At 56.8% G+C, this 23570-nt stretch carries 21 protein-coding genes, 4 pseudogenes and 1 other annotated feature; of the genes and pseudogenes, 14 read left to right on the forward strand and 11 right to left on the reverse strand.

The features are described from left to right. Positions 1–15: 15 nt before the first annotated feature. The 3 genes from nodC to J2J99_RS30130 are packed head-to-tail and all read right to left on the reverse strand — an operon-like array spanning position 16 to position 2553. Positions 16–1293, reverse strand: a complete 1278-nt coding sequence (gene nodC, locus J2J99_RS30120; protein ID WP_127431412.1) for a chitooligosaccharide synthase NodC — start codon at positions 1291–1293, stop codon at positions 16–18. A 22-nt stretch (positions 1294–1315) separates the two neighbouring features. Next, a complete protein-coding gene (gene nodB, locus J2J99_RS30125) occupies positions 1316–1966 on the reverse strand; it encodes a chitooligosaccharide deacetylase NodB (protein WP_168302439.1) in 651 nt (216 codons plus the stop codon). Then, positions 1963–2553: a NodA family N-acyltransferase gene (locus J2J99_RS30130; RefSeq protein WP_168302438.1), complete on the reverse strand. Its 591-nt coding sequence runs from the start codon at positions 2551–2553 to the stop codon at positions 1963–1965. Before J2J99_RS30130 ends, nodB begins: the two co-directional genes overlap by 4 nt. A gap of 258 nt (positions 2554–2811) precedes the next feature. On the opposite strand from J2J99_RS30130, the gene J2J99_RS30135 reads away from it, so the two are divergent. From J2J99_RS30135 to J2J99_RS30145, 3 genes are all read left to right on the forward strand, one after another. After that, the gene (locus J2J99_RS30135) at positions 2812–3744 is read left to right on the forward strand and encodes a LysR family transcriptional regulator (RefSeq protein WP_207601006.1); all 933 of its coding nucleotides are present in this window, start codon (positions 2812–2814) and stop codon (positions 3742–3744) included. Positions 3745–4274: 530 nt separating this feature from the next. Then, the gene (locus J2J99_RS30140; RefSeq protein WP_168260025.1) at positions 4275–4553 is read left to right on the forward strand and encodes an acyl carrier protein; all 279 of its coding nucleotides are present in this window, start codon (positions 4275–4277) and stop codon (positions 4551–4553) included. Further along, a complete protein-coding gene (locus tag J2J99_RS30145) occupies positions 4554–5765 on the forward strand; it encodes a beta-ketoacyl-[acyl-carrier-protein] synthase family protein (protein WP_207601001.1) in 1212 nt (403 codons plus the stop codon). It begins immediately after the preceding gene. A 309-nt stretch (positions 5766–6074) separates the two neighbouring features. Here J2J99_RS30145 and J2J99_RS30150 read toward each other — a convergent pair. Further along, positions 6075–6245 (reverse strand): annotated as a pseudogene (locus tag J2J99_RS30150) (LuxR C-terminal-related transcriptional regulator); the annotation flags it as partial. A gap of 71 nt (positions 6246–6316) precedes the next feature. Between J2J99_RS30150 and J2J99_RS30155 the strand changes: the two are divergent. Next, positions 6317–7404, forward strand: a protein-coding gene (locus J2J99_RS30155) for an IS3 family transposase (RefSeq protein WP_168302474.1) whose coding sequence is annotated in 2 segments (ribosomal slippage) — positions 6317–6578 and positions 6578–7404 — 1089 coding nt in all. Because the reading frame shifts where the segments join, the coding sequence is not laid out codon by codon here. 39 nt (positions 7405–7443) lie between these two features. On the opposite strand, the pseudogene J2J99_RS30160 reads toward J2J99_RS30155, so the two are convergent. Further along, positions 7444–8010, reverse strand: a pseudogene (locus J2J99_RS30160) (autoinducer binding domain-containing protein); the annotation flags it as partial. 152 nt (positions 8011–8162) lie between these two features. Next, complete coding sequence (locus J2J99_RS30165; protein ID WP_168301785.1) at positions 8163–8801, reverse strand: acyl-homoserine-lactone synthase; 639 nt, start codon at positions 8799–8801, stop codon at positions 8163–8165. A 178-nt stretch (positions 8802–8979) separates the two neighbouring features. On the opposite strand from J2J99_RS30165, the gene J2J99_RS30170 reads away from it, so the two are divergent. The 10 genes and pseudogenes from J2J99_RS30170 (at position 8980) to J2J99_RS30215 (ending at position 19200) form a co-directional block, all read left to right on the forward strand. After that, positions 8980–9330 carry a helix-turn-helix domain-containing protein gene (locus tag J2J99_RS30170; RefSeq protein WP_131702677.1) on the forward strand — a complete coding sequence of 117 codons (351 nt, stop codon included), beginning with the start codon at positions 8980–8982 and terminating at the stop codon, positions 9328–9330. Between the two features lie 179 nt (positions 9331–9509). After that, positions 9510–10181 (forward strand): hypothetical protein, encoded by a 672-nt coding sequence (locus J2J99_RS30175; protein WP_064649264.1) that lies wholly within the window; start codon positions 9510–9512, stop codon positions 10179–10181. Between the two features lie 121 nt (positions 10182–10302). Then, on the forward strand, positions 10303–11022 hold the full coding sequence (locus tag J2J99_RS30180; protein WP_168301802.1) for a hypothetical protein: 720 nt from the start codon (positions 10303–10305) through the stop codon (positions 11020–11022). A gap of 66 nt (positions 11023–11088) precedes the next feature. Further along, a complete protein-coding gene (locus J2J99_RS30185) occupies positions 11089–11493 on the forward strand; it encodes a hypothetical protein (protein ID WP_168301783.1) in 405 nt (134 codons plus the stop codon). A gap of 675 nt (positions 11494–12168) precedes the next feature. Further along, on the forward strand, positions 12169–12741 hold the full coding sequence (gene nodL, locus J2J99_RS30190; protein ID WP_168301786.1) for a nodulation O-acetyltransferase NodL: 573 nt from the start codon (positions 12169–12171) through the stop codon (positions 12739–12741). An 851-nt stretch (positions 12742–13592) separates the two neighbouring features. Continuing rightward, a complete protein-coding gene (gene glmS / locus J2J99_RS30195) occupies positions 13593–15419 on the forward strand; it encodes a glutamine--fructose-6-phosphate transaminase (isomerizing) (RefSeq protein ID WP_168301787.1) in 1827 nt (608 codons plus the stop codon). A 77-nt stretch (positions 15420–15496) separates the two neighbouring features. Next, on the forward strand, positions 15497–15982 hold the full coding sequence (locus J2J99_RS30200; RefSeq protein WP_168301788.1) for a MaoC family dehydratase: 486 nt from the start codon (positions 15497–15499) through the stop codon (positions 15980–15982). 167 nt (positions 15983–16149) lie between these two features. After that, on the forward strand, positions 16150–17286 hold the full coding sequence (locus J2J99_RS30205) for a TolC family protein (protein WP_168301789.1): 1137 nt from the start codon (positions 16150–16152) through the stop codon (positions 17284–17286). Between the two features lie 204 nt (positions 17287–17490). Beyond that, positions 17491–17849: pseudogene (locus J2J99_RS34810) on the forward strand (IS110 family transposase); the annotation flags it as partial. A 122-nt stretch (positions 17850–17971) separates the two neighbouring features. Further along, a protein-coding gene (locus tag J2J99_RS30215) for an IS3 family transposase (protein ID WP_097596472.1) occupies positions 17972–19200 on the forward strand; the annotation gives its coding sequence in 2 pieces (ribosomal slippage) (positions 17972–18266 and positions 18266–19200; 1230 coding nt in all). Then, positions 18253–18369: a sequence feature (AL1L pseudoknot), on the forward strand. Its footprint overlaps the gene before it by 117 nt. A 65-nt stretch (positions 19201–19265) precedes the next feature. On the opposite strand, the pseudogene J2J99_RS30220 reads toward J2J99_RS30215, so the two are convergent. The 5 genes and pseudogenes from J2J99_RS30220 to J2J99_RS30240 form a co-directional block, all read right to left on the reverse strand. Further along, positions 19266–19662 (reverse strand): annotated as a pseudogene (locus J2J99_RS30220) (ATP-binding protein); the annotation flags it as partial. Further along, positions 19583–19927, reverse strand: coding sequence for a Mu transposase domain-containing protein (locus J2J99_RS34815; RefSeq protein WP_373289166.1), 345 nt, complete (start codon positions 19925–19927; stop codon positions 19583–19585). The pseudogene J2J99_RS30220 and the gene J2J99_RS34815, both read right to left, overlap by 80 nt. A 356-nt stretch (positions 19928–20283) precedes the next feature. Then, positions 20284–21138: a calcium-binding protein gene (locus J2J99_RS30230; RefSeq protein ID WP_168263630.1), complete on the reverse strand. Its 855-nt coding sequence runs from the start codon at positions 21136–21138 to the stop codon at positions 20284–20286. A 286-nt stretch (positions 21139–21424) separates the two neighbouring features. Next, complete coding sequence (locus J2J99_RS30235; protein WP_168301790.1) at positions 21425–22672, reverse strand: SfnB family sulfur acquisition oxidoreductase; 1248 nt, start codon at positions 22670–22672, stop codon at positions 21425–21427. Between the two features lie 23 nt (positions 22673–22695). After that, complete coding sequence (locus J2J99_RS30240) at positions 22696–23478, reverse strand: ABC transporter ATP-binding protein (protein ID WP_131702639.1); 783 nt, start codon at positions 23476–23478, stop codon at positions 22696–22698. Positions 23479–23570 lie beyond the last annotated feature (92 nt).

A 23570-nucleotide genomic window follows, 5' to 3' on the forward strand; every position in this document is an offset into this window, starting at 1 on the left:
GCAGTGACGTGTTCATCACTCGCCACTATAGGCAATTTCAGATGTCGCCCGCCCTGGCATTTTGGTAGCGCCCTGCTGCCCAACAGTGGGCGCAATCGCGACTGATCCGCGCGACAGCCAGTCGCTATTGGATAGGGTACAAAGGGCATATGCCTTCAAGGGAATTAAGAGAAAGATGTTCACGAGCGTGTGGAGAGCAAAACCCAAAAACCTAAGTTCGCGGGCGCGATAGGCAGCCACGCTACAGCGTACAAGAGTCATGGATCCAATGACCAGGATCGTCCACCAGGGCAGTGTGGCGGTCAGCGCAAACTGGCCAATTCCTGTCAATACCGACAGCGCAAGAAGTAGCAGGCCGACATTTTGCCCGATTGCGTCCAGCGTGAGATACCGATCGAGACCAGGCAGTACAGGAAGCGCAAGCAAAGTATCCCGAAAGGTGCTGCGTGCCCACCGTAGTTGTTGGCGTAGATAAACACCCATCGTGTCTGGAACGACTGTCGCCGCGATGGCACTCGGAACATACTCAGTTCGAAAGCCTGCGCTCAGCATGAGAATCGTCAAATGGCGATCTTCGCCGAAGTCACTCGGCTTGCCGCGATAAAGCTGCGTCTCGTACTGATCGAGCAGCGAAAGCATAGCAGACCGACGGTACATCGCACATGGGCCGCAGCAACACATAACTGCACCGAAGCGAGCTTGTGCCGCGCGCTCCTCGTTGCAGGCAAGCCAGTACTCCATGTCAATCAAGCGAGTTAGCCAGGTGTCCGCCTGGTTACTGGCTTTCATTTGGCCCATCGCCGCACCGACTGCTGGATCCCGCATTTTGTGGGCAAGCTTAGATACGACGTCGGGGGCGATCGTGGTGTCTGAGTCCACATTCAAAATGAGATCCCCAGAGGACTGGGTTATAGCGGCGATTTGCGCTTTGCGCTTTCCAACATTTTTAGGGAGAATTGTGAAGTTGAATCTCTCATCGTCTGCATAGACAGCGCGCTGAGCCACAACCGCGTCGCGATTTTTGGAACCGTCGTCGACTACATAGATGCGCAATTTTCCGGCATAATCTTGCTCCGCAAGCGACGCGAGGCATTCCGAAAGAACGATTGGGTCCTCGTTGAAGCACGGCACGATGACATCAACGCTTGGCACGGGGTTGGTTTCAATGTCTTTCGCAGGTGTTGTTGAGATCGTTGTCCGCCTAGCATGAAAGACCTGCGCGCTCTTGTAAACGGTGGAGAGCATTGCATAAAGCGAGATGGCGGCGATGCTGGTTGTTGCGAGCAGGGTCATGGTTTCTCGTTTGTCCAGTGTTTCAGGGAAGTGAACGAAACTCGAATCCGCGGCTATGCAGTGCCGGAATAATTCGAGAGAGTGCTATGAGCGTCTGGTCACGGAGTCCGGCAAGCGAGCATTGCTCAACCTCATCGGGAGGACACCCGTCGTGCAAAAGCACGATTGCCCCAGGCCGAGCAGCAGCAAGCACCTCGTCAACGATCACGTCGACGCCCGGGCAAGACCAGTCTCTAGGGTCGGCCGACCAGTGAACGGCTCCAAGTCCAGCCCTCACCGATGCTGAAAGGACGTCTTCAGTCCAAACCCCGTAAGGCGCTCGTAAGTGCCGGACCAAGGCTTGGGGACAGGCCGAGACAATAGCTTGATGCGCCTCGTCTATTTCACGTTTGACATCCTTGGGATCGCAGGTGGCGAGGTCGGGGTGCGTCATGGTATGATTGGCGACATCATGACCTTCCGCCACAAGACGCCGAATGAGGTCGGGGTGATCCTTCACGTATGAACCGATAGCAAAAAATGTCGCCGGGACACGGTGCTCAGCTAGAATATCAAGGATTTGCGGCGTGCAGTATGGATTAGGACCATCATCGAACGTAAAATAAACGCAGCGATCTTCCTGGCCGCTTGTGTGATTGACCGGTACTTCGCTCATATAGGCAGGCCGCTTCATAGTTCCGACCCATTTCGTTCAATCAACGAGCCTGCGGGCCACTCCGTCATCGGACGGTCGACGGGAACTACCAATACGAGGACATCTTCAGTGCGCGTGGCTGGCAGGTCGGAATGCGCGTCTGGAAGCGTGGAGCGCACACGCAGCCCGGTCATCATATTGGCGGTACCATCTCGGCAGTATCTTTCCATGTGATTCCGCATGGCGTGGCGAACTGTTCCGAAAGCAAATGGAACGCTCAACTCGCGCAGAATCGGAAACATAGCGCGGACCGAGTGAGCGATGCCTAATCCTTCTAGATCCGGTCGCACTCCGTACAGGCCTAGCTCGGCCACAAGCAAATCAGTCGTACCGACTTTTATGAAGCGGCGTAACAAGCCCATGTGGCTAGCGACGCCGTGCGAGTCATATGCGATTGCGCGGCGTTCGGGCCTCGCACCACCCCAGCTTCGGCCAGTCTCGAACGGCTTGGCATTGAACGCTCCCGTCGGCCCATAGGTCTTGCAAAAAAAATCGGCGAGTTCCGCGTGGTCGGAAGCTTCCAGCTCATTTTCCCAGCAGATTTTCCATCGCACTTCAGAAGACATGCAAAAGCTCCAAGTTGTTTCTTCGCCCAACCACGATCAGAGCTGCGCGATATTGTTGCGCATACTTGTTGGATTGCCGGTTAGGCAATCGAGCGGTTAAGAGATGTAAGAGTCTCAAATCGGGCCCCTGCCCGGCGCTTCGTTTTTTAGTTCCTGGTCCTGATATTGATCAAGTTCCGGGTTTTCTATAAGTGATCCGAAAGATTGGTAAAATTGATTGTTTGGATGGCAATCATCTATGGAATGGATATTCAACCCATGCGTTTTAAAGGCCTAGATCTAAACCTTCTTGTAGCACTCGACGCTCTAATGACCGAGCGCAAGCTCACAGCAGCGGCGCGCAGCATCAACCTCAGCCAACCCGCCATGAGCGCTGCCATCTCTAGGTTGCGCGACTATTTCCGCGACGACCTTTTTATCATGCAGAGACGGGAGCTAGTTCCGACCCCGCGTGCAGAGGCACTTGCCCCCGCTGTTCGCGAAGCACTCTTGCATATTCAGCTCTCCGTTATCGCTTGGGATCCGATAAACCCAGCGGAGTCCGACCGCCGATTCAGAATTATCCTCTCAGACTTCATGGCACTGGTCTTCTTCGACAAGATAATACTGCGCTTAGCTCGGGAGGCGCCAGGGGTCAGCTTCGAGTTGCTGCCACTTGACGACGATCCGGAGGAGCTTCTCCGCCGTGGTGATGTCGATTTTCTGATCCTCCCGGATTTATTCATGTCCGGCGCCCATCCGAAGGCAAGGCTTTTCGAAGAGAAATTGGTGTGCGTCGGCTGCCCTACGAACGAGCAGTTACAAGGGCAGCTCTCCTTGGAGCAATATATGTCCATGGGACATGTTGCGGCTAAGTTCGGACGTGGTCTCAAGCCTTCCGTAGAGCAATGGCTATTGATGCAGCACGGCCTCAAGAGGCGTATTGAGCTCGTCGTCCCGGGGTTTAACTTGATCCCGCCATTGCTGTCTGGCACTAATCGAATAGCAACCATCCCCCTGCGGCTGGTCAAACATTACGAACGAACTATCCCACTAAGAATCATTGAGCATCCTTTGCCGCTTCTTTCGTTCACTGAGGCTGTCCAATGGCCGGCTCTCCACAACACTGATCCTGGAAACATCTGGATGCGCGAGATTATGATCCAAGAGGCTTCGCGCATGGAATCTGAGATGGAAAGTTGTACGTCGTAAGCGGCACCGCCGGCTCATTTCACAGCCCCAGTAATTAGATCCATACGCATTGGCTGTGTTCCCAAAGGAGGCCTTACGTTACAGGCGGCCCCCGCCGCCTCAGCTCAGCTAGCAATCGAAGCTATTGCCGAGAGCGATCGTTTCTATCTGAGAAGGTGCGATTCGTAATGTCTGCGCGAAATTGAGCAACGCGCCGACCCGGGATAGTAGCCGAAGCTCTACTTTCGATCCCGCAACAAATCTTGTTCTTGAGGATTTGCAACGGCGCCGGTGCGAGAAGTTAGCCGCGGCAATATGTCGAGCCACAATCCATAGTGTGGATGCTTTTGATCCACACAATCAATTTTACCAATGATGCCATATGATCCATAGCAGGGCAACCGCGCGGTGACGTTCCGGTAAGTTTATCGGTTTCTGTCGTCGTTTCGCATAACGAGCCGGAACATCTTCCGATGTTATCAGCAATTAGATCGAGCCTTCTCGCAAGGCCGTCGGCTTGTCGAAATTAGGCATGATGGAAAGGAATACAAATGGCTGATCAACTCACACTGGAAATTATCAGTGCGATCAATAAGCTCGTCAAAGCTGAAAACGGCGAGAGAACGACCGTAGCGCTCGGCGAAATAACGACTGACACTGAGTTGACTTCGCTTGGCATCGATTCGCTGGGTTTGGCCGATGTCCTTTGGGATCTGGAGCAACTCTACGGCATTAAGATCGAGATGAATACGGCCGATGCCTGGTCGAACCTCAACAATATCGGCGACGTGGTGGAAGCCGTCCGTGGCTTGCTCACCAAGGAGGTCTGAATGGACAGGCGCGTCGTTATCACCGGATTGGGCGGACTGTGCGGACTGGGCACCGATGCTTCCTCTATCTGGACGGAGATGCGCGAAGGCCGCTCCGCCATCGGCCCGATCTCAAACTCAGAGATTCATGAGCTGAAGGGGATGATCGGGACCGAGATCAAGGTGCTGCCTCAACACGACATTGATCGCAAGCAGCTCATCTCCATGGACCGCTTCAGCCTGCTTGCCGTGCTTGCAGCTAAAGAAGCCATGCTACAGGCCGGCCTTTCGTGCGATGAAGGAATTGCCCACCGTTTCGGCGCGACAGTGGGCGTTGGCTTTGGCGGCTGGGACGCTACCGAGAAGGCCTACCGCACCCTCCTATTGGGCGGCGCGACCCGCACTGAGCTATTCACTGGGGTAAAGGCAATGCCTAGCGCGGCTGCCTGTCAGGTAAGCATGAACCTCGGGCTGCGGGGGCCAGTCTTCGGTGCCACCTCTGCCTGCGCCTCGGCCAACCATGCGATCGCTTCAGCGGTAGATCAGATCAAGCTCGGTAGGGCGGACGTTATGCTAGCTGGAGGAAGCGACGCGCCACTCGTGTGGATCGTGCTTAAGGCATGGGAAGCAATGCGCGTACTCGCTCCAGATACTTGCCGGCCATTCTCGGGCGACAGGAAAGGACTAGTTTTGGGCGAAGGTGCGGGCATGGCCGTGCTGGAAAGCTATGAGCATGCCGCCGCCCGCGGTGCAACGATGCTTGCCGAGGTCGCCGGCATCGGCCTTTCCGCCGATGCCTACCACATAGCTGCACCAGCTGTGCATGGGCCGGAGGCGGCGATGCGCGCCTGCCTTGTTGATGCGGGTTTAAATGCCGAGGATGTAGACTACCTCAACGCCCATGGCACCGGCACCAAGGCCAACGATCAGATCGAAACGACGGCGATTAAGCGCGTCTTTGGTGACCATGCTCGATCGATGTCCATCTCTTCCACCAAATCCACTCACGCGCACTGCCTCGGGGCAGCAAGTGCGCTCGAGATGATAGCCTGCGTGATGGCGATCCAAGAAGGTGTCGTGCCGCCCACGGCCAACTATCGCGAACCAGACCCCGATTGTGATCTGGACGTCACGCCAAATGTGCCCCGGGAGCGCAGGGTGGGCGTGGCCATGAGCAACGCCTTCGCCATGGGCGGCATGAATGCTGTCCTTGCGTTCAAGCAGGTGCAATGAAGTGAAGATCGTCACGACTAACCCTTGTATGGCCAGCGGCACATGCTTGAAGCAGGCACCGCAATCCTGTCAAATAGTCTCGCTCTAATTCCTCGGATACTCTCGCATCTGAAATTTTCCTCCGCGCACACCATGCTACTCCGCCGTCTCGGGGCAAAGGCTGTGGGATGAGAGGGATGCAGCCCGTCGCCCGCTCTTTCCGGCATCAGCGAGCACACACGTCTGACGAAGTGGGCTCGGCACCGCTGCTTGTTGGCATTGATGAACCTTCGGTGACTTTGCGGCCTTCGTGGTCATCGGAGAAAGCGATCACCACGCTGATATCAATTCGAGCGCCGTGGCTTTGGCGACAGCTTCACTGGTCGTGGCGACGGTCAGCTTTCGGCGTGCCGACGCAAGATAGAGCTGCACAGCACTTACCGAAATGGACAAGCGGGCGCAGATCTGCTTTGCCATTAGGCCGCTGGCCGTCATATCGAGAGGTAATCCTCCCGGGCATTAAAGGGGTTCAAAAGTAGAATTTTCTCGGCAAGATGCTCGAGGAGATTTTGATGAAGAAGAGCCGATTTAGCGAAGCCCAGATCATGTCGGTGTTACGCCAGGCGGAGGGTGGGATGCCTGTTCCTGACCTGTGCCGCGAACATGGCATCAGCACCGCGTCGTTTTACAAGTGGCGTGCGAAGTATGGCGGGATGGACGCCTCCATGGTGAGCCAGATGAAGGCGCTGGAAGAAGAGAACCGCCGCCTGAAGCGGATGTATGCGGATTTGAGCATGCAAGCCGATCTGTTGAAGGAGGCTCTTGGAAAAAAATGACGCGGCCATCTCAGCGCCGGGAGCTGGCCGAGAAAGCAGTGGCGAAACGCGGTGTGAGTATCGCGCTGGCGTGCCGGACGTTTGGCGTCAGCGAAACCTGTTACCGGTATAGCCCACAACGCAATGTCGACAACGAGCAGATTGCCGATCTGTTGCTTGGGCTTGTGAAGATAAAGAAGACGTGGGGTTTTGGCCTCTGCTTCCTGCACCTGCGCAATGTTCAGGGGTATCGCTGGAACCACAAGCGGGTCTACCGCATCTACCGGGAGCTTGAGCTGAATCTGCGGATCAAGCCTCGCCGGCGGCTGAAGCGCGAGAAGCCGGATGAATTGGCAGTTCCGGCTGCGCCGAATATGGTCTGGTCGATGGATTTCATGGCCGACCGTCTCGCAGACGGTCGCCAGTTCAGGCTTCTGAACGTGTTGGACGACTTCAACCGCGAGGGCTTGGGCATTGAAGTCGACTTCTCGCTACCCGCCGAAAGGGTCGTGCGCAGTCTCAACCAGATCATCGAATGGCGGGGCAAGCCGCTGGCGATCAGGGTTGATAACGGCCCGGAATACGTCAGCGGCACGCTCATGGAATGGGCTGAAACACGGGGAATTGCCCTGAATTACATTCAGCCAGGCAAACCGCAACAGAACGCCTATGTCGAGCGCTACAATCGAACCGTTCGGCATGAATGGCTTGATCTGTATATTTTTGACAGCATAACGGAGGTGCAGGAGATCGCCACAGAGTGGCTTTGGACATATAACCATGAACGGCCCAACATGGGCATTGGCGGCGTCACACCCGCTCAGAAACTGAAAATGGCCGCGTAAATTCTACAGTCAAACCCCGTTAAAACGGGGAGGATTACCGAGACATTGCAGTTCGCGGCGCGACAATTGCGGAAAATCCGCAGTTTTTCTCAGGCCCGACAGAACCATGGCCCTGTCGTGGAGATGGTGGGCGAGAAACTGGAGGTCGCGCATGCTGTCCATGCGGAACCGACGCCAGTAGGAGGCGGGCTGATTGGAGGTGATCGTAAACAGCGATCGCTCCCCGTGAGGCCCACGCACCGGCAGTGTCACGCCTTGCTGCCCGATACCGAAGGCCATCGCCTCCTTAAAGAAGCCGTGAGCCCGCCCTGAATCCCATTTTGACGCGGACCATTCCACGGGCAGAAAGCCGCGCTGTCCGAGCCGCACGACGGGATCGATGCTGAAGTAATCCCGGGCAAGATATTGCTTCACCCACTCGGGCGGGTAGGTCAGCATCAGCAATGGATTGTTGGCCGCTGCGCCCGAGGAGCGGGTCACATGCAGAACCATGTGCGATATCGCATAGATGTGGCGGACTTCGTCCAGCGTCGTTTCCAGATCTTCCAACGTCGGCGATGCGGAGATCCGGTCCAAACTGTAGAAAAAACGAGAACTGCTCAGCATGAGATGGACTCGCGGTTGTGTGTTTTCCTGACTGGGGTAATCGTAACATTTCGCGGTTAGCGAGAAAAGAGCATTTTATGGCAACCATGGCGCGATGTGAAGAACAGGTTAAGGAACTGACGACACTGTGGGCGGCGGGACGGCGACTGGCCTTACCGCATGCCACCATCGACAAGGGCTCTGCCAGGACAGGAAGAGGTTTCATTGAGAAGTCGGGCTAGGTTGGTGCGAAGTGTCCGACAGTTATCTGCAGTCACGTCCCACAGGCCGACATACAGTTTGCCGATCTCGGGCAGTGATCGGGCAAGCGGCGTCGGCCTCCAGCCGAGCCTGCGATACACCCCGACCATCGCCCCATCATAGACGCCGACGATGTTTTCGATACCGGCGCCGAGGGCAAGATCGCAAAGCCCTGAGAGCAGTTCGGTGGCGACTGCGCGCGATTGCGCGATGTGTCCGGCAGATGGGTGAACGCAAAAGCGAGTACATTCCCAGGTCGTCGGGCTGTCGACGTCGATAGGCTGATCGAAGAAATGCCGAAACTCGCTTTTGAGCATCGTAGCGCCAGTGGTCGGCAGCAGGCGTAGCGAACCTGTCAGTGTGCCCGAAGGTCGTTGAGTGACGAGATATACGGGATCTTCGACCTCATCATATCGGTCCCTCTCCCATTGATCCCGGACATCGACCTGCCATCCCAGCCGATCGCGAAAAACGACGGCGCGAGCCCGAAACATTGCATCGAATGCACGTCGATCGGTCTCGAGCATGTCTTTGGTGAATATCCGCAACATATCCGTTCCTCCTGATCGTCGATGTTTCACAACAGGGGCCGACCTCGAGCAATCTGGATATTTCACCAGATTGACCGGCGCTTCGACTTACCTTTCATTTTCACAGGCATTTCCGAAGCTTGATCGATCTCAAGCTCGCTGTGGCTGCCACTTCAACGCAACCAAGGAAGAATCGTTCGTGACCTACGATCCAGCCCGCGGCAAACGCATTCGAGAAGCGATATCTCGGGGCAAGTTCCGGAAAGTACACGCTCTTGCAGCCGAACTGAATGTATCAGTCGCGGCCGTCTCGCGCTGGCAAAATGGCGGCCATACGTCCCTGGAAAGCGCCTGCGCTCTCGCGCGCCTGCTGGATGTTTCCCTCGATTGGCTGCTCTTGGGGCGAGGGACCATGGACGGGCATAGGAACAGCGCGATCTCCGCCACGGAATTGCTGTGGGTAATGGCGCTACGCGGCCGATCTGCGGCGGCTCAGTCCAATCTTATTGGGCTGCTCGAATCCATCCCTCCGGAACACGCCTTACGCTAAGCACAATTCTGAACGGTTTTTTAACTTGCTCTCAACAGCTTTAGGTTGCTTAAATGAGCAGCATCAACGATCTTTCTAATTAGGGTTTCATTGACGGGACCGGCAGGAAGGCTAGCCCACCCTGCCCTCGCCGACGCGAAGACCCTTGTTTTCACAATCAACGCAGAAGGGTTGCCGACATGTCAACAATGTTGACCATCAACGTGAAAAACTACGAATCCCAGACGCAAAACTTCTACTTCTTCCAGCAACCGGCAATTTATACCGGCGGCGGGCAAGTCTATTCGAACAGCCTTTTCTCGCAATCGCTCGGCAACTACGACAACACCGGCGCGATCCTGACCTTCCAGGTCAACCTGCAATACTATGCCGGCATCCAGCAGGCAAATACACCGCCGCAAATTGGCGCATCATCTGGCTACTCGTCAGCCAGCCGCGCCATTGATCTTGCTCCGAGTTCGGGTGGCAGCGGTAAACCGAACGACTGGACGACTGCAACGGTCAATCCGCTCGGACTATCCTCGCCAATCTACGGGGAAGGTGTACAGCCTGGCGCATTCCGCATCACCACGCCGGTTTTCAACTCGCCGCCCTACTTCAATGTCGGCTCAGCGGTTGCCGTCAATGGCGGCATCGTGCTCTCCAACTTCGTGCAGGCAAACCCGGCCAGCAATACCGATTGCCAGCCGATCCTGAAATATTATGTCCAGACCGGCGCCTACACGCCAGGTGTTGTGATGAACTTCACGCAGTCGAGCGTGAACGCGGCGCTTTCCGACTTCACCGGCGGCTATTCCGTCTGCAACGTCAGCCTGAAATCTGACGGCACCTGGACGACGCAGCTCCAGTAAACCTTGGCAGCCATGCAGGTGAAGAACCGTCCCCTCTTCACCTGCATGCGCACCATCCGCGCGTTGCCGCCGCCCGCCGGGCGACGGACAGGCTTGATCTCAGAGGGGATTGTCACGCGCCATGACCAGTTCGTCCTACCAGATCATCGTTCGGAACTTCTCGCAGACGACGCAATATTTCTATGTTTTCCAGAAGCAGGCGGCATTTCCGTTGCTGCCGAGCCATGGTCCCATCCTCAGCGGCAGTCTCGGCTGCCAAAGCATCGGCAATTACGCAAGTTCGGGAGCGCAGATCAATTTCGGTTTGGACAGTCAGGTCTATGCAGGTGCCCTCAGCACCAAGCAGACCGCGTCGCCCTCGCAGCTTATCGCGCTTCTCTCGCTCAATGCCGCCACGCTATCCGTGGTCGGCAGCAGCTCGGCGTTCCGACCGGTTACGCTCACCACGGTCGACGGTTCGCCGGACAATTGCACGACCTTGACGCTCGATCCGCTTGGACTTTCCGCGCCAGCCAATCAAGCCGGAGTTGCGATCGGAGGGTTTGGCATAAACGTGCCTTGCTACACGCCGTTGCCGCGTCCCGAACTCTATTGTGGCGTCGTTGCACTGAACGACAATCAAGCGATCATACTCTCGAGCTTCGTCGCTCCTGTCCCCAACGCCGTCATGAACTGCATACCTAAGCAAATCTTTTTCGTGAAGATGGGCTACCAGCCGGTCGGAAGCACCGTGACTTATGACGAGAGCAACTCGGCATGCTGCGATTTCACGACCGGTTACGCGACCTACACCGTGACTTACAAAGCCGACGGAACCTTTTCGGCGACAGGAGGACCATAGACCCAAAGATCCGGATCATCACTGACGCTTGAACAAGCCAACCCTTGAAACGAAAGGAATATAGCAATGTTACGTATCACGTCGAAATTCGCTGGCCAAACAGCGCGTCGCAATAGAATTGCTGCCGGGCTTGCCATTTCCATCGTCTCTATCCTCGCAACAGCGCTGCCTGCCGCCGCACAACTCGTTTTTTCGTCCGATTGCCGGAACTACCAGCCCATTGCGGTCGCACCGCCGAACGACGCGATCCTCTTCACCAAGCAGCCGGTGCCCCATCCGAACGGAACGGCCTCCGTCTTTGCGATCGTCGGAGCCGACACCTTTGTCATACCGGGTGGGGCCAACTCCTGCATCGTCGCCGCTCCCCCCGCCGATGACAATTACTGCTTCATTGCCCGCGACGACAACACGATCGATGGCGTCGGTTTTGCTGCCATTCGAAATCCGGGGGGCCTGACCGCCTGCCAGTAAGGGGTGAATTTTCCACATCCAACAGTTCTCGTCCGATCTTGCGCGAAGGTGAGGCGGAAAGTGGAATATCCGCCTTCGCCCGCTGTCGCGCGCTTATCACCCTGGCGACCCAATTCTGCACGCTAAGAAGCAATCGGTGGGTGAAAGAAACTATAGATGAGCAGTTCATAGGCACTGGCCAGCGTGCGGTAATTTTTCAGGTTCCGAGGATTCTATTGACGGCGGCTGCGATAGCGGCCTCCGTCGGTGAACCACCCTTCGTCATGCCGCGCCCCGCCAAAACGCTGACGATTTGCATTCCCGCCGGCATCGAGCAAGGCGGACGGGCCATAGAGCTGGGATAAAATAAACCCTTCGGGAAGCTGGGCAGTGATTTGAGTAAAAGTCCTAATGAAGGTCTCTTAGTCAGCCCTGGTCTGCCTATGCGCTTGCCGCTGTGTTCGGAATCTGCCAAGCTAAATAGACACATCTTATTGTGCCCTCCCCAGCCGGTGAATGCGAAGGTCGCTCCCGGTCTGCCTATCTGCAGGATTTGCCGCGCTTGAGCAGATGACTTTCGAACCAGCCGCGAAAAGGCGAAAGATTGCTGTTAACTCCTCTGTGCGCTCTGCCGGCAACCAGGTGAATTTGAGCGCAATGACCGACCACTCCTCGAACAAGATCTGAGAAGAGACGATGACACGCAGCCAAAAAGAAAAGATGCTCGCAGGCGAGATGTATAACGCAGCGGATCCTGAGATCCAAGCCGAGCTGCTCCTCACCGGGGCTTGGCTGAAACGGTACAATGACACGCTGGGCGACCCCGCCGAGCGGTGGCATGCGCTTCTGTCGGAACGATTGGGAACGGTGGGGCTTGGAGCGGCTATTCGCCCTCCGTTTCACTGCGACTACGGGTTCAACATTCGGATCGGAGCTTGGGTTTACATCAATTTCAACTGCGTCATTCTTGACGTGGCAACGGTGACTATCGGTGACGGAACCGCAATCGGGCCTGCTGTGCAGATTTATACCGCGGACCATCCACATGATCCCGAGCAGCGCCAGGCCGGACTGCAGTTGGGACGACCTGTCAGCATCGGCAGAAACGCCTGGATTGGCGGTGGAGCGATCATTCTCCCGGGCGTGACGATCGGCGATCACGCTGTCATTGGCGCTGGTAGCGTGGTCACGCGAGATGTCCCTGCAGGATGCACGGCCATGGGAAATCCTGCTCGGGTCAGAGTCGGTGGACGCCTGCCGCCATCATAAAAGTAGGCGTCGGGCGAAAATCTGGTGGTAAGAGGTAGTCTCGTTGCTTGTGCGAACGAAGATTTTGGGTCGCCATGGCCCGTGCGACCATCGGCACTCTGACGCAGTTCTCTTTGCAAATGCGGTCGGGCAGTCGTGCTATGTGATTACTGATCGCGTTTGATACGACCGGCTGCACATCGCACCGAACCGCCGGGTTCCAGCGTCAGGATCCGGCTGTCCTGTCGAAAACTCGAGGCACCATCTACTGCCGACACACGCGGCCATGTGACCTTTTCCTGGGAGACCGCCCGAAGATAGCCTTCGTTCGTCCCATGCCAAAGCCTCCTTCCCATCGGTGCCCGAAACCAACCTGTAGAATCTAGATCGACTGGTGTTTTCAAGGAGATGCTGGTTCTCTTCCGATTTATGAGGTACGAACGGCCGCGTGCAAAGAGGTCAATTGCGTTTCGGGCTCAACCCGCAGATACAGACCGCTTCACCTGCGGAAGCACGAATTGCTTTTGCAGTCCGTGCGCTCGATGAATGACAATTGCTCGTTTCGAATAGACATCCGCTGGCGTTATGTCGCCGGCAAGTACCAATCGCTGTTGCCAGGAACATCTTCAGAGGTAGGCGCCCAACACCCGGGCGTAGCTTATCAGTCGACACTGTGGAGAAGGCATCATTGGCTGCGTACAGCGTCAATCGATCCTACTGAGTGCGCCGCATTCATATTGTGGATGATAGCTATCGCAACAATCAATTTTACTAATCTGTTTAGATTTATTAGCACGCGCTGGAGGACACGCGCCGAGCGGCGTCCGCCTTCCTGACTACCGGTCGGGGGCTCTTGGACACGGGTGACGAGCATGTGTGGGATTGTTGGCATAGTGGGACATAAGCCCGTGTCGGAGCGGCTGGTAGCAGCCTTGGAGCGGCTGGAATACCGCGGATATGATTCATCAGGCATTGCTACGATATTCGAGGGAGAATTGCGCCGACGCCGCGCAAAAGGCAAGCTCGGGAACCTTAAAACGAGATTGAAAAAAGAACCCCTGAGCGGCACTGTTGGCATCGCCCACACACGATGGGCGACCCATGGCGCACCGACAGAATGCAATGCACACCCGCACTTTGCCGATGGCGTAGCCGTTGTTCATAACGGCATCATTGAAAATTTCTCCGAGCTAAAGGACGGATTGGCGAAGGTAGGGGCCAAGTTCCAGACCGACACGGACACCGAGGTGATTGCGCATCTCCTGACAAAGTTCCGTCGGGATGGCATGGGATGTCTCGAGGCAATGCAAGCCATGCTGAAGTGCGTCAAGGGCGCCTTCGCGCTTGCCATTCTGTTTGAGGAGGATCCCGCAAGCATTATGGTGGCGCGCAATGGGCCACCATTAGTGATAGGCCATGGCGACGGTGAGATGTTTCTAGGCTCCGACGCGATCGCTCTTGCTCCGTTCACCAATGACATCACTTATCTGCAAGATGGCGACTGGGCTGTTATAGGCAAAGCGAGTGTCCAAGTTTTCGATATCGAAGGCAAAGTCGTTACGCGGCCGCGGCACAGATCGGTTGCTACCGCCGACCTGGTCTGCAAGGGCAATCACCGGCACTTTATGGAGAAGGAAATCTACGAGCAATCCGAGGTCATCGCCGGTGCTCTTGGGCACTACATCAATGTCAACGATAGTCATGTCACAGTCACTTCAACCGACATCGATTTCGCCAGAGTTGAGAGCCTCGCGATCTCCGCCTGCGGCACGGCATATCTTGCCGGACTGATTGGCAAATATTGGTTCGAGCGCTACGCACGGTTAATGGTGGAAATTGATGTCGCCTCTGAATTCCGTTACCGCGAAATCCCGTTGTCGCCGCGATCGGCAGCGCTCTTCATCTCTCAATCTGGTGAGACGGCTGACACGCTTGCATCGCTGCGTTATTGCAAAGCACAAGGTCTGAGAATTGGTGCTGTCGTCAATACCCCAGAATCAACAATTGCCCGCGAGGCAGATGCCATCTTTCCGATCCTCGCCGGGCCAGAGATCGGCGTTGCTTCTACCAAGGCATTCACATGCCAGCTTGCTGTTCTCGCTGCGCTAGCCATCGGCGCGGGCAAGGCGCGGGGCGCAATCACGGACGACGAGGAACAAGTGCTCGTCCAAAGTTTGGCGACGTTGCCGGGCGTTATGCGACAGGTGCTGAACGACATCAAGCCGAAGATCGAGCTCTTGTCACGGGAATTGTCGAATTACCGCGACGTGCTCTATCTCGGTCGCGGCACGAGTTTCCCATTGGCTATGGAAGGTGCGCTGAAGCTCAAGGAGGTCTCCTATATCCATGCAGAAGGTTATGCAGCAGGAGAATTAAAACACGGTCCGATCGCACTGATCGATGAAAATATGCCAGTCATCGTTATCGCGCCACATGACCGATTCTTCGATAAGACTGTCTCCAACATGCAGGAAGTGGCCGCCCGCGGCGGCCGCATCATTCTGATCACCGACGAAACGGGAGCTTCGATGTCAAAGCTTCCCACCATGCACACTATCGTATTACCCGATGTTGAGGAGATTATCGCGCCGATGATCTTTTCTCTGCCGCTGCAGCTTCTTGCGTATCATACGGCGGTCGTTATGGGGGCAGATGTGGACCAGCCGCGGAATCTCGCTAAATCAGTCACAGTCGAATGATTGTAACGATTGGCTAGATCGCAACTCGCCTCCGGCAAAATCCACGACTAGATCAGACATCAAATAAGTGAGGTTGTATGCACGAACTTTCGCTCGCCGACGTGCCGTCGCGAATTGGCCAGGAGCTCGGCAAATCCGAATGGATCACCGTTGATCAAACTACAATCGATCTCTTTGCCGACGCGACACGCGATCATCAATTCATCCACGTGCACCCGGAACGCGCGGCAGTCGAAAGCCCGTTTGGTGGCACTATCGCTCATGGCTTCTTGACACTCTCGCTTCTGTCGGCGATGAACTTTAGCGGCATGCCAAGGATCCGTGAGCAGACCATGGGTCTTAACTACGGCTTAGACCGGGTACGTTTCATGTCACCGGTTAAGACCGGCAGCCGTGTGCGCGGTCGCTTCGTTCTCTCTGAATGTCAATTTCGCGGCGCAAGCATGCTGGTGACCACTTACGAGGTGACGGTCGAGATCGAGAACGAGAACCGACCGGCACTCACTGCTAATTGGATCACTATCATTCAGTTTGATCCGAACGACAGGCCTAAAGGGATTTGACGCCAGCTCGCGCCAGCGGGTGTCGACTTGTTGTTTTGGCTGCACGGGATTTTGTAGTGTCACGCCGGAATTCTCGATCTGCTGCGTCGGTAATTGCGCGCTGGCATCATCCTTCGGGCAGGAGAAACGGGTTTGACTTGAATTTCGCTGGAATAGAGGCTGATTGATTGCATTCGTTCCGTCTGGCCGCTGCGGTGTTGCCGCTACTTTTGTCATCTTGCATGCTCGGGCCCGACCATGCACCGCCGGAAACGCCTTTACCGGAGAAGTTTTCCGAGGGTGCAAAACAGAGCGCCGGCGATGTTGCGGTGTCGGCGTGGTGGGATTCGTTTTCAGATCGTACGCTCGACCAGTACGTTGCCTCCGGCCTGGATGAGAACCTCAGTGTTCAGCAGGCGCTCGAAAAGATTAATGCCGCCGCCGCGGACGTCACCATCGCTGGCGCCGGGGGCCTTCCCAAGGCATCACACACGACAAGCGGCGAGATCGGCAAAGGGGGAGATGTCACGAGCACACAGAATGTCTCCAGCGTGCAACTACTGAATTTTCGCGTGTCGGCGCATCACATTGCGGCCCTCCTCGCTTTGCCGTCGGAAACAGTGATCAAGCAACTGCAGAAAAGTGAAGGGCAGCCGGTCTATCGCGGAAAGATCAATGCCGGCATTCCCGCCGATCTTATTTGCAATCGATTCGATATTCGCCAGGCTGAACGGGATCTAGCCGCCGCGACTGCACAGATCGGCGTGACGGAAGCACAGCTTTACCCCGCGATAACGCTCTCCGGCTCGATCACCCCTTCCTATATCAAGCAGCGCGGCCGTCACGGGGGTATCTTGAAATGGTCCTTCGGGCCGAGCCTTGACCTCCCAATTCTGGACGGCGGCCGTTTGCAGGCAAACGTGGAGACTTCTAAATCCGACGCCGCAGCAGCCTACATAAGCTGGAAATTAACCGTCCTGACAGCTGTGCAGGAAGTCGAGGACGCTTTGACAGCCGTCCGACGCGACGTTCACACAGAGAACTCACGTCGCAGGCAAGTAGAAACGATCGAAGAAGCACTGAAGCTTTCGATGGCCTCGTACACGGATGGCGCCTCTTCTCTCCTCGATGTTCTCGAAGCGCAAAGGCAGATGTCCAGCGCTCAGGCGAGCCTCGCTGCGGCGATCCAACAACTGGCCAAGGATCACGTGCGGTTGAATGTAGCAATCCGCGGTGGTTTTGCGGCTCCCAAAGTCGCGTCACCCAGGGAGGCCTCGACGGTTGCAGCCGCAAATGCAAACATCCAATCCGCACATTCGCAATAGCCGAGCGCTGGATGCCGGATGGTTTAACCTGATCACGTCATTAGCGCGCCAGCGCCTGAGTTGTATTGGCGCCGGCCGGGAGTCGACCAATCGCGGCACATGCCCTTCACCACCTCCCGCTTACGAGCAGGGCTTAGAGCTAATGGGATGGTCCGTCCTGTCTCCCGAGAGCATAACGGAGGTGGGCAAAGGAGGGCTGAAATTATGGATCGCAACCAACTGCGCCAATGCGCCGTCTTCGGCATCGATATCGGAAAGAACCTCTTCCACGTGGTCGGCCTGGATAGTTCCGGCGCGAGACGCTACTGCAGTTCTTCGAACGAGCGAACAGAACGCTTGTCGGAATGGAATCCCGTCCGGGTTCCCAATGGCTTGCGCCAAGTTGCAGACGATGGGGCATTCCGTCCGCATCATCCCGGCGCAGTGAAGTCTATGTAAAATCGAACAAGAATGACATCATCGATGCTGCGGCGATCGCAGAAGCTGCAAGACGACCGACGATGCGCTTCGTTGGCATTAAGCAAGCCGATCAGGTCGATCTTCAGATGTTGCATTGGGTGCGTATTCCGATGAAACCGGCCACCGATTCCGATTTGAAGCCGGCCATTTTTCGGGCTGATCCTGGGTCTGTTTGAACCGCACCGGGTTTGCCGGAGGCTCCAACTTCTGAGAAAGTGGAGCCGATATGAGCAAGACAACAAACAAATTTTCACCTGAAGTCCGCGCCCGAGCAGTACGGATGGTTTTGGATCACCAAGGCGAATATTCCTCGCGATGGGCAGCGGTTTCCTCGATTGCCGCCAAGATCGGCTGCACCGCGCAGACGCTCAATGAATGGGTGAAGAAGGCGGAAGTGGACGATGGTTCCCGGCCCGGGCTCCCAAGCGACGTCGCCGAGAAGATGAAGGCTCTGGAGCGGGAGAACCGCGAGCTTCGGCAGGCCAATGAGATACTGCGCAAAGCGTCCGCTTATTTCGCGATGGCGGAGCTCGACCGCCCATTGAAGCGATGATCTCCTTCATCGACGAACACCGCTCGGTATTCGGGGTCGAGCCGATCTGCAGACTGCTGCCGATTGCCCTATCAACCTACTACGAGAACGTTGCCAAACGTGAGGACGTGGACCGCCTGTCGGTCCGCGCCCGCAGCGACATCGCCTGGAAGATCGAGATACGCCGTGTCTTCGAGGCGAACTTCCGCGTCTATGGCGTGCGCAAGGTCTGGCGGCAATTGAAGCGGGAGGGCTTCGATATAGCCCGCTGCACCGTTGCTCGGCTTATGAGGTCGATGGGCCTTCGGGGCATCATCCGCGGCAAGCCGGTCAAGACGACGGTCTCCGACAAGACGGCTCCGAGCCCGCTCGACCGGGTGAACCGCCAGTTCAAGGCTCCCGCGCCGAACAGGCTGTGGGTTTCGGATTTCACCTATGTCGCCACCTGGCAAGGCTTCGTCTACGTGGCCTTCGTCATCGACGCCTTCGCCCGCCGCATCGTCGGCTGGCGGGTGAGTCGGACGGCGCATGCCGGGTTCGTCCTCGATGCCCTGGAGCAGGCGCTCCATGAGCGGCGTCCCGTTCATGGCGACGGCCTGATCCACCACTCGGACAGAGGCGTTCAATACGTGTCGATCAAGTATTCCGAGCGGCTGGCCGAAGCGGGCATCGAACCGTCCGTCGGAAGTGTCGGTGACTCTTACGACAATGCACTCGCCGAAACGATCAACGGTCTCTACAAGGCCGAGGTCATTCATCGGCGAGGACCGTGGCGCAACTTCGAAGCGGTTGAATTCGCCACCCTCGAATGGGTCGATTGGTTCAACCATCGACGGCTTCTGGAGCCCATCGGCAACATCCCGCCAGCCGAAGCCGAGGAGCAGTACTACGCCATGCTGGACGAACCAGCCATGGCTGCATAACTTAAACCAAACGGCCTCCGGCAAACCCGGTGCGGTTCAGTTTGATGTTTGGATCGGGTTTTGTGTCAGGTCAAGCTTTGCTGTGTTTCAAGCGCCATCGGTGAACGCTGTTTGCGCATACTTTCGCCAATGATATCGATGCCTCGGCGTTGTGAACGAGGCGATCCAGTATCGCATCGGCGGCGTTGGGTTTGAAATAATTTCCCACCAGCGATCCAGGGGCACCTGGCTTGTGACGATCGTCGAGCGACGCTCGTAGCGGTCTTCGATGATCTCGAGAAGATCGCGGCGCTGATCATCGCTGAGTTTTTCCGGTCCCCAGTCATCGAGGATCAGCAGGTCGGTCTTGGCGATAGATTTGGGGATTCTGCCGTATCGCCCGTCACCCCTTGCAAGCGCGAGCGTGGCGAACAGCCGGGGAACGCGGTGGTATGCAACGGAGAAATCCTCGCGGCATGCTTTGACCGATGGATGCGCCCCAGCGCCCAAAGCGATCTGGTATCCACTCAGCGTATCGCCGGTGGGAACTGGGCATGTGATCTGGGTCGGTTCCATGACGACAGCCGCCATAGCGGCGCTGATGGACGGCGATGCGCTTGCCGCGGTAAAAGATCTCGATGGTGCGCGCCGTTGCTCTAAGATCGACCTGCTGGCGAATGAGGGCATGGGGGACGGAATAAAAGAAGCTTTTGAACTCGACGTGATAATCGGTCGAGACACGGACCAGACGCCATTCGGCGAATTCGTAGTTTCACCCGGGAGGCTAGCGAGCGCAGCACGTTCGACACGTTCAAATACTTGCCGCCGGGTAACACCCAATCGACGCATGAGGTGATCGTTGATGCGATCAAGTGCCAATAGCGGCATTAGCCTCAGCCAGCGAGAAGAAAGTCAGCTTGCGCAACCGCCCCAGGATGCAGGTGGCGCATGGCGGCGTCGTCATCGGCGACGAGAACTTGTTTCAATGGCGTACCTTTACTGGTGCAGTCGATCAATAAATCACGTCGTTTCTATTTTCAGTTCCCTGCGCCACGTTGGGAAAGAGAGGCGCCCCAAGGGTGGAACGCTCCTCGGATCTTCGAATTAAATGAAGCCGAAATTTTCCGCCGTAAGCGAGGTAAGATCCGACATGTCGTGCAGATTGTCGACATGAGCGAAGGCATGCGCGTGGTTCGCAGAATCGACATAGGCTAGTGTCGCACCGTGAGTTTTGCCATCTTGACCGAGAGTTTTTTCGTCATGGTAGACAATGATGTCACCGGGGACTTCGTCGTGAATAGCGGTCGCGGCGGCAGAGCCAGACGTGAACCCTCGATCCGTGATTACCACGACGTGCTGACCGTGCGCTTTCGCGGCCTCGCCATTGTAGAAAGTGTCCACAAATTCGCCTGGGAAACCCTTCGAGTGGTTGATGAAATTTGCGCCAAACAGATCCCCTTTGCCGAAGTCACCGGCGTCCATGACAAAACGGTCTTGCTTCGGGTCGAAATCCGTCACAGTCGTATACCAGTGCGTTGTTCCAACCATAGGATCGTGGAACCGAAACACGAAGGCGTCGCCGTCTTCGCCGCCAGTCAGAACATCTGCGCCGTCGCCGGCCACCAGGGTATCCCTTCCCTTACCGGCGTCGAGCCTGTCGTCGCTCTCGCCGCTATGTGGTATTACGCGGCGCACTTCGAAGGGGTTGAAGGCTTTGAATGAGCCGTCACTATACAGGAGGTCGTCACCATCACCAGCATGGATTGTGTCTGAGCCATCCCCCGCATAGACAATGTCATGGCCGTCACCGGCAAAGATCACGTCGTGGCCGGCTTGAGCCCAAACCCAATCATCGCCGCCGCCGGCTTTGATCCAGTCATTGAGCTCGCGTGCATAGATTGTGTCGTTGTCATCGGATCCGTTAATAAAGGGGCTGTTATCAGTGCCTTTGATCATCATCTCAAATACTCCTTATGAGGCAACGGGTGCCGCCTGTGCCCCTTATCTTTTCCAAGAGCGAATTAGTGAAATCCATTGTTTTGATATGACCTATTTGAATGACGGATGCGAAAATGTTTATCTCGGCCGCACGGCACGCCCTTCGTAGTTGGCCGGCAGATATGAAAACGACTGGGGGCTATGACGATCGGCGGCCGTTGACGAAGGCCACAACTTCTTCCCTCGTATACGCTGGAGACAAATCTGCAGAGCACCTGATCTCAGGGTGCTTTGCAGATCGAAAACCTCAGCTCCAGGCGTGGAGCGGTGGCTTCTCGCCGTTCAGGAAATACTTACCCAAAATGGCATACTTCCAGCGGACGGGGTCGTGCAGAGTATGGGTGCGGGCGTTGCGCCAGTGGCGATCAAGCCCGTGCTCTGCAAGGGTCGAGCGCGTTCCTGCCAGTTCGAACAACTTGTTGGCGGCCGCGATCGCGATCTCAGTGGAGAGGATCTTGGCTTCGGCGGTAACGATCTGGGCTTCCGCAACGGTTCCCGCGTTCGGGTCGAGGATCGCTCGGTCAATGGCATAACCTGCCTTTTCAAGCAGCGCCTGCGCCGCATGAAGCCTTAGCGTCAAGTCCCCGATCGCCTGGATTGTGTACGGATCGTCCCAAGCGTTGTCGACGCCGGAATCCACCCAGGCGCGGCTCTTGGTGCGCACAAAACTGACGGTCTCGTCAATCGCGGCCTGCGCGATGCCGGTATCGACAGCCACTTGGATAATCTGGAAGATCGCTCCGTCCGCAGTCGGCACTTCATACCCTTTGTAGCCAGGCACGAGATGCGTCTTCGACACTTTGACGTTGTTAAGCAGTACCGTGCCCGACAGCGTGGTACGCTGGCCAAAGGAGGACCAGTCGTCGATGACAGTCAGACCCGGGGCACCGCGCTCGGCAATTGCGTACCAGGCCCTGCCCTCGTCATCCAGTGCCACGATTGGCACCAGATGCGCGAGCAGCGCTCCTGACGAGTAGAATTTCTGGCCGTTGACCACGACATGATCTCCGGCATCAACGAATTTTGTTTCGAAGTCGACCGCACGCTTGGATCCAAATTCGGAGAAGGCATTGCCGAAGCGCGTTCCTTTCAACACTTCCGCGAAGAGCAGCTTCTGTTGGTCTTCGTCTGACACCGTGCGGATGGCGGCGACCACACCCAGGTGGTTTTGCGCGATTTGTCCGATGGATGAATCGGCCGCCGAGATGATCTCGATGACCTTCGCAAGCGTCGCATAAGAGACCTCGGGACCGCCGAAGGCCTTCGGCACGTTGATAGACCAAAGCCCGCTTTGCGAAAACGCGTCCAGTTCCTTGACCGGCCAGATGCGGTCGCGATCGCGTGCTGCCGATCCCTTGACGAACTCTGCCGCGAGTGCCTTGGCGATGGCAATCGCTTCGGCGTCAGTCTTGATAATGTGGGCGGGCTGCGACGGGCGTGGAACAGGTGGCACGGCCTTTGCGGCATTTTCGGTATTTATGGTAGGATGGGTCACGGTGTTTCTCCTCTTGGATCGTGTTAGCCGACAACGGCGGGGATGGAGGGAGCCACGGCTCTCTGGCCGAGGTAGAAAGACTTGATGTCGTCGCGCCCGCGCAGATCCTGTGCGTCACCGGTCAGCACCGTGGCGCCGTTTTCGAGAATGATGGCGCGATCCGCATATTTCAGAGCGACGGCGGAATTCTGCTCCGCCACAAGGATAGAAAGACCTTCTTCGCGATTGAGGTGGCGGAGCTTCCGGAAAATGTCCTGGACGATGAGCGGCGCCAGTCCCATGGATGGTTCGTCGAGAACCAGGAGGCGCGGCCGCGACATGAGCGCCCGGCCGATCGCCGTCATCTGCTGCTCGCCACCCGAGGTCAGGCCGGAAAGTGCACGACGCTTTTCCTTCAACCTGGGGAAATGCGCGTAGATCTTCTCGATATCCTCGGCGATCTCAGCGCGCGTGCCGCTGCGGCCAAGCCCGCCGGAGACGAGGTTTTCCTCGACCGTCAGGCTGCGGAAGCAATGGCGGCCCTCAAGCACCTGCACGAGACCGGCACGCACCAGTGCAGCAGGGCTTGTGCGCAGGACATCGAGCCCGTCGAAGCGGATGCTGCCGGAAACGACTTGCCCACGTTCGGCTGGAAGCAGATTGGACAACGCCTTGAGCGTCGTCGTCTTTCCCGCGCCGTTGGCGCCAAGGAGCGCCAGAATTTCACCACGCGCCAGATGGAAACCGACGCCGTCGAGTGCGGTGATGGCGTGATTGTACGTTGCCTTCAGATCATCGACCGCAAGCAGAGTGGTTTCCAGAGCCATGACAGTGTCCTCTTGCCTTGAAAGGCGAGATTGAGAGAAGGCGAGAGGTTGGAGAGAGAGGCACCACCCTCGCGCCAGCTCTTCATGCCGCG

The sequence above is a fragment of the Rhizobium binae genome (genome assembly GCF_017357225.1).
In the GTDB taxonomy this organism is placed as follows: Bacteria; Pseudomonadota; Alphaproteobacteria; order Rhizobiales; family Rhizobiaceae; genus Rhizobium; species Rhizobium binae.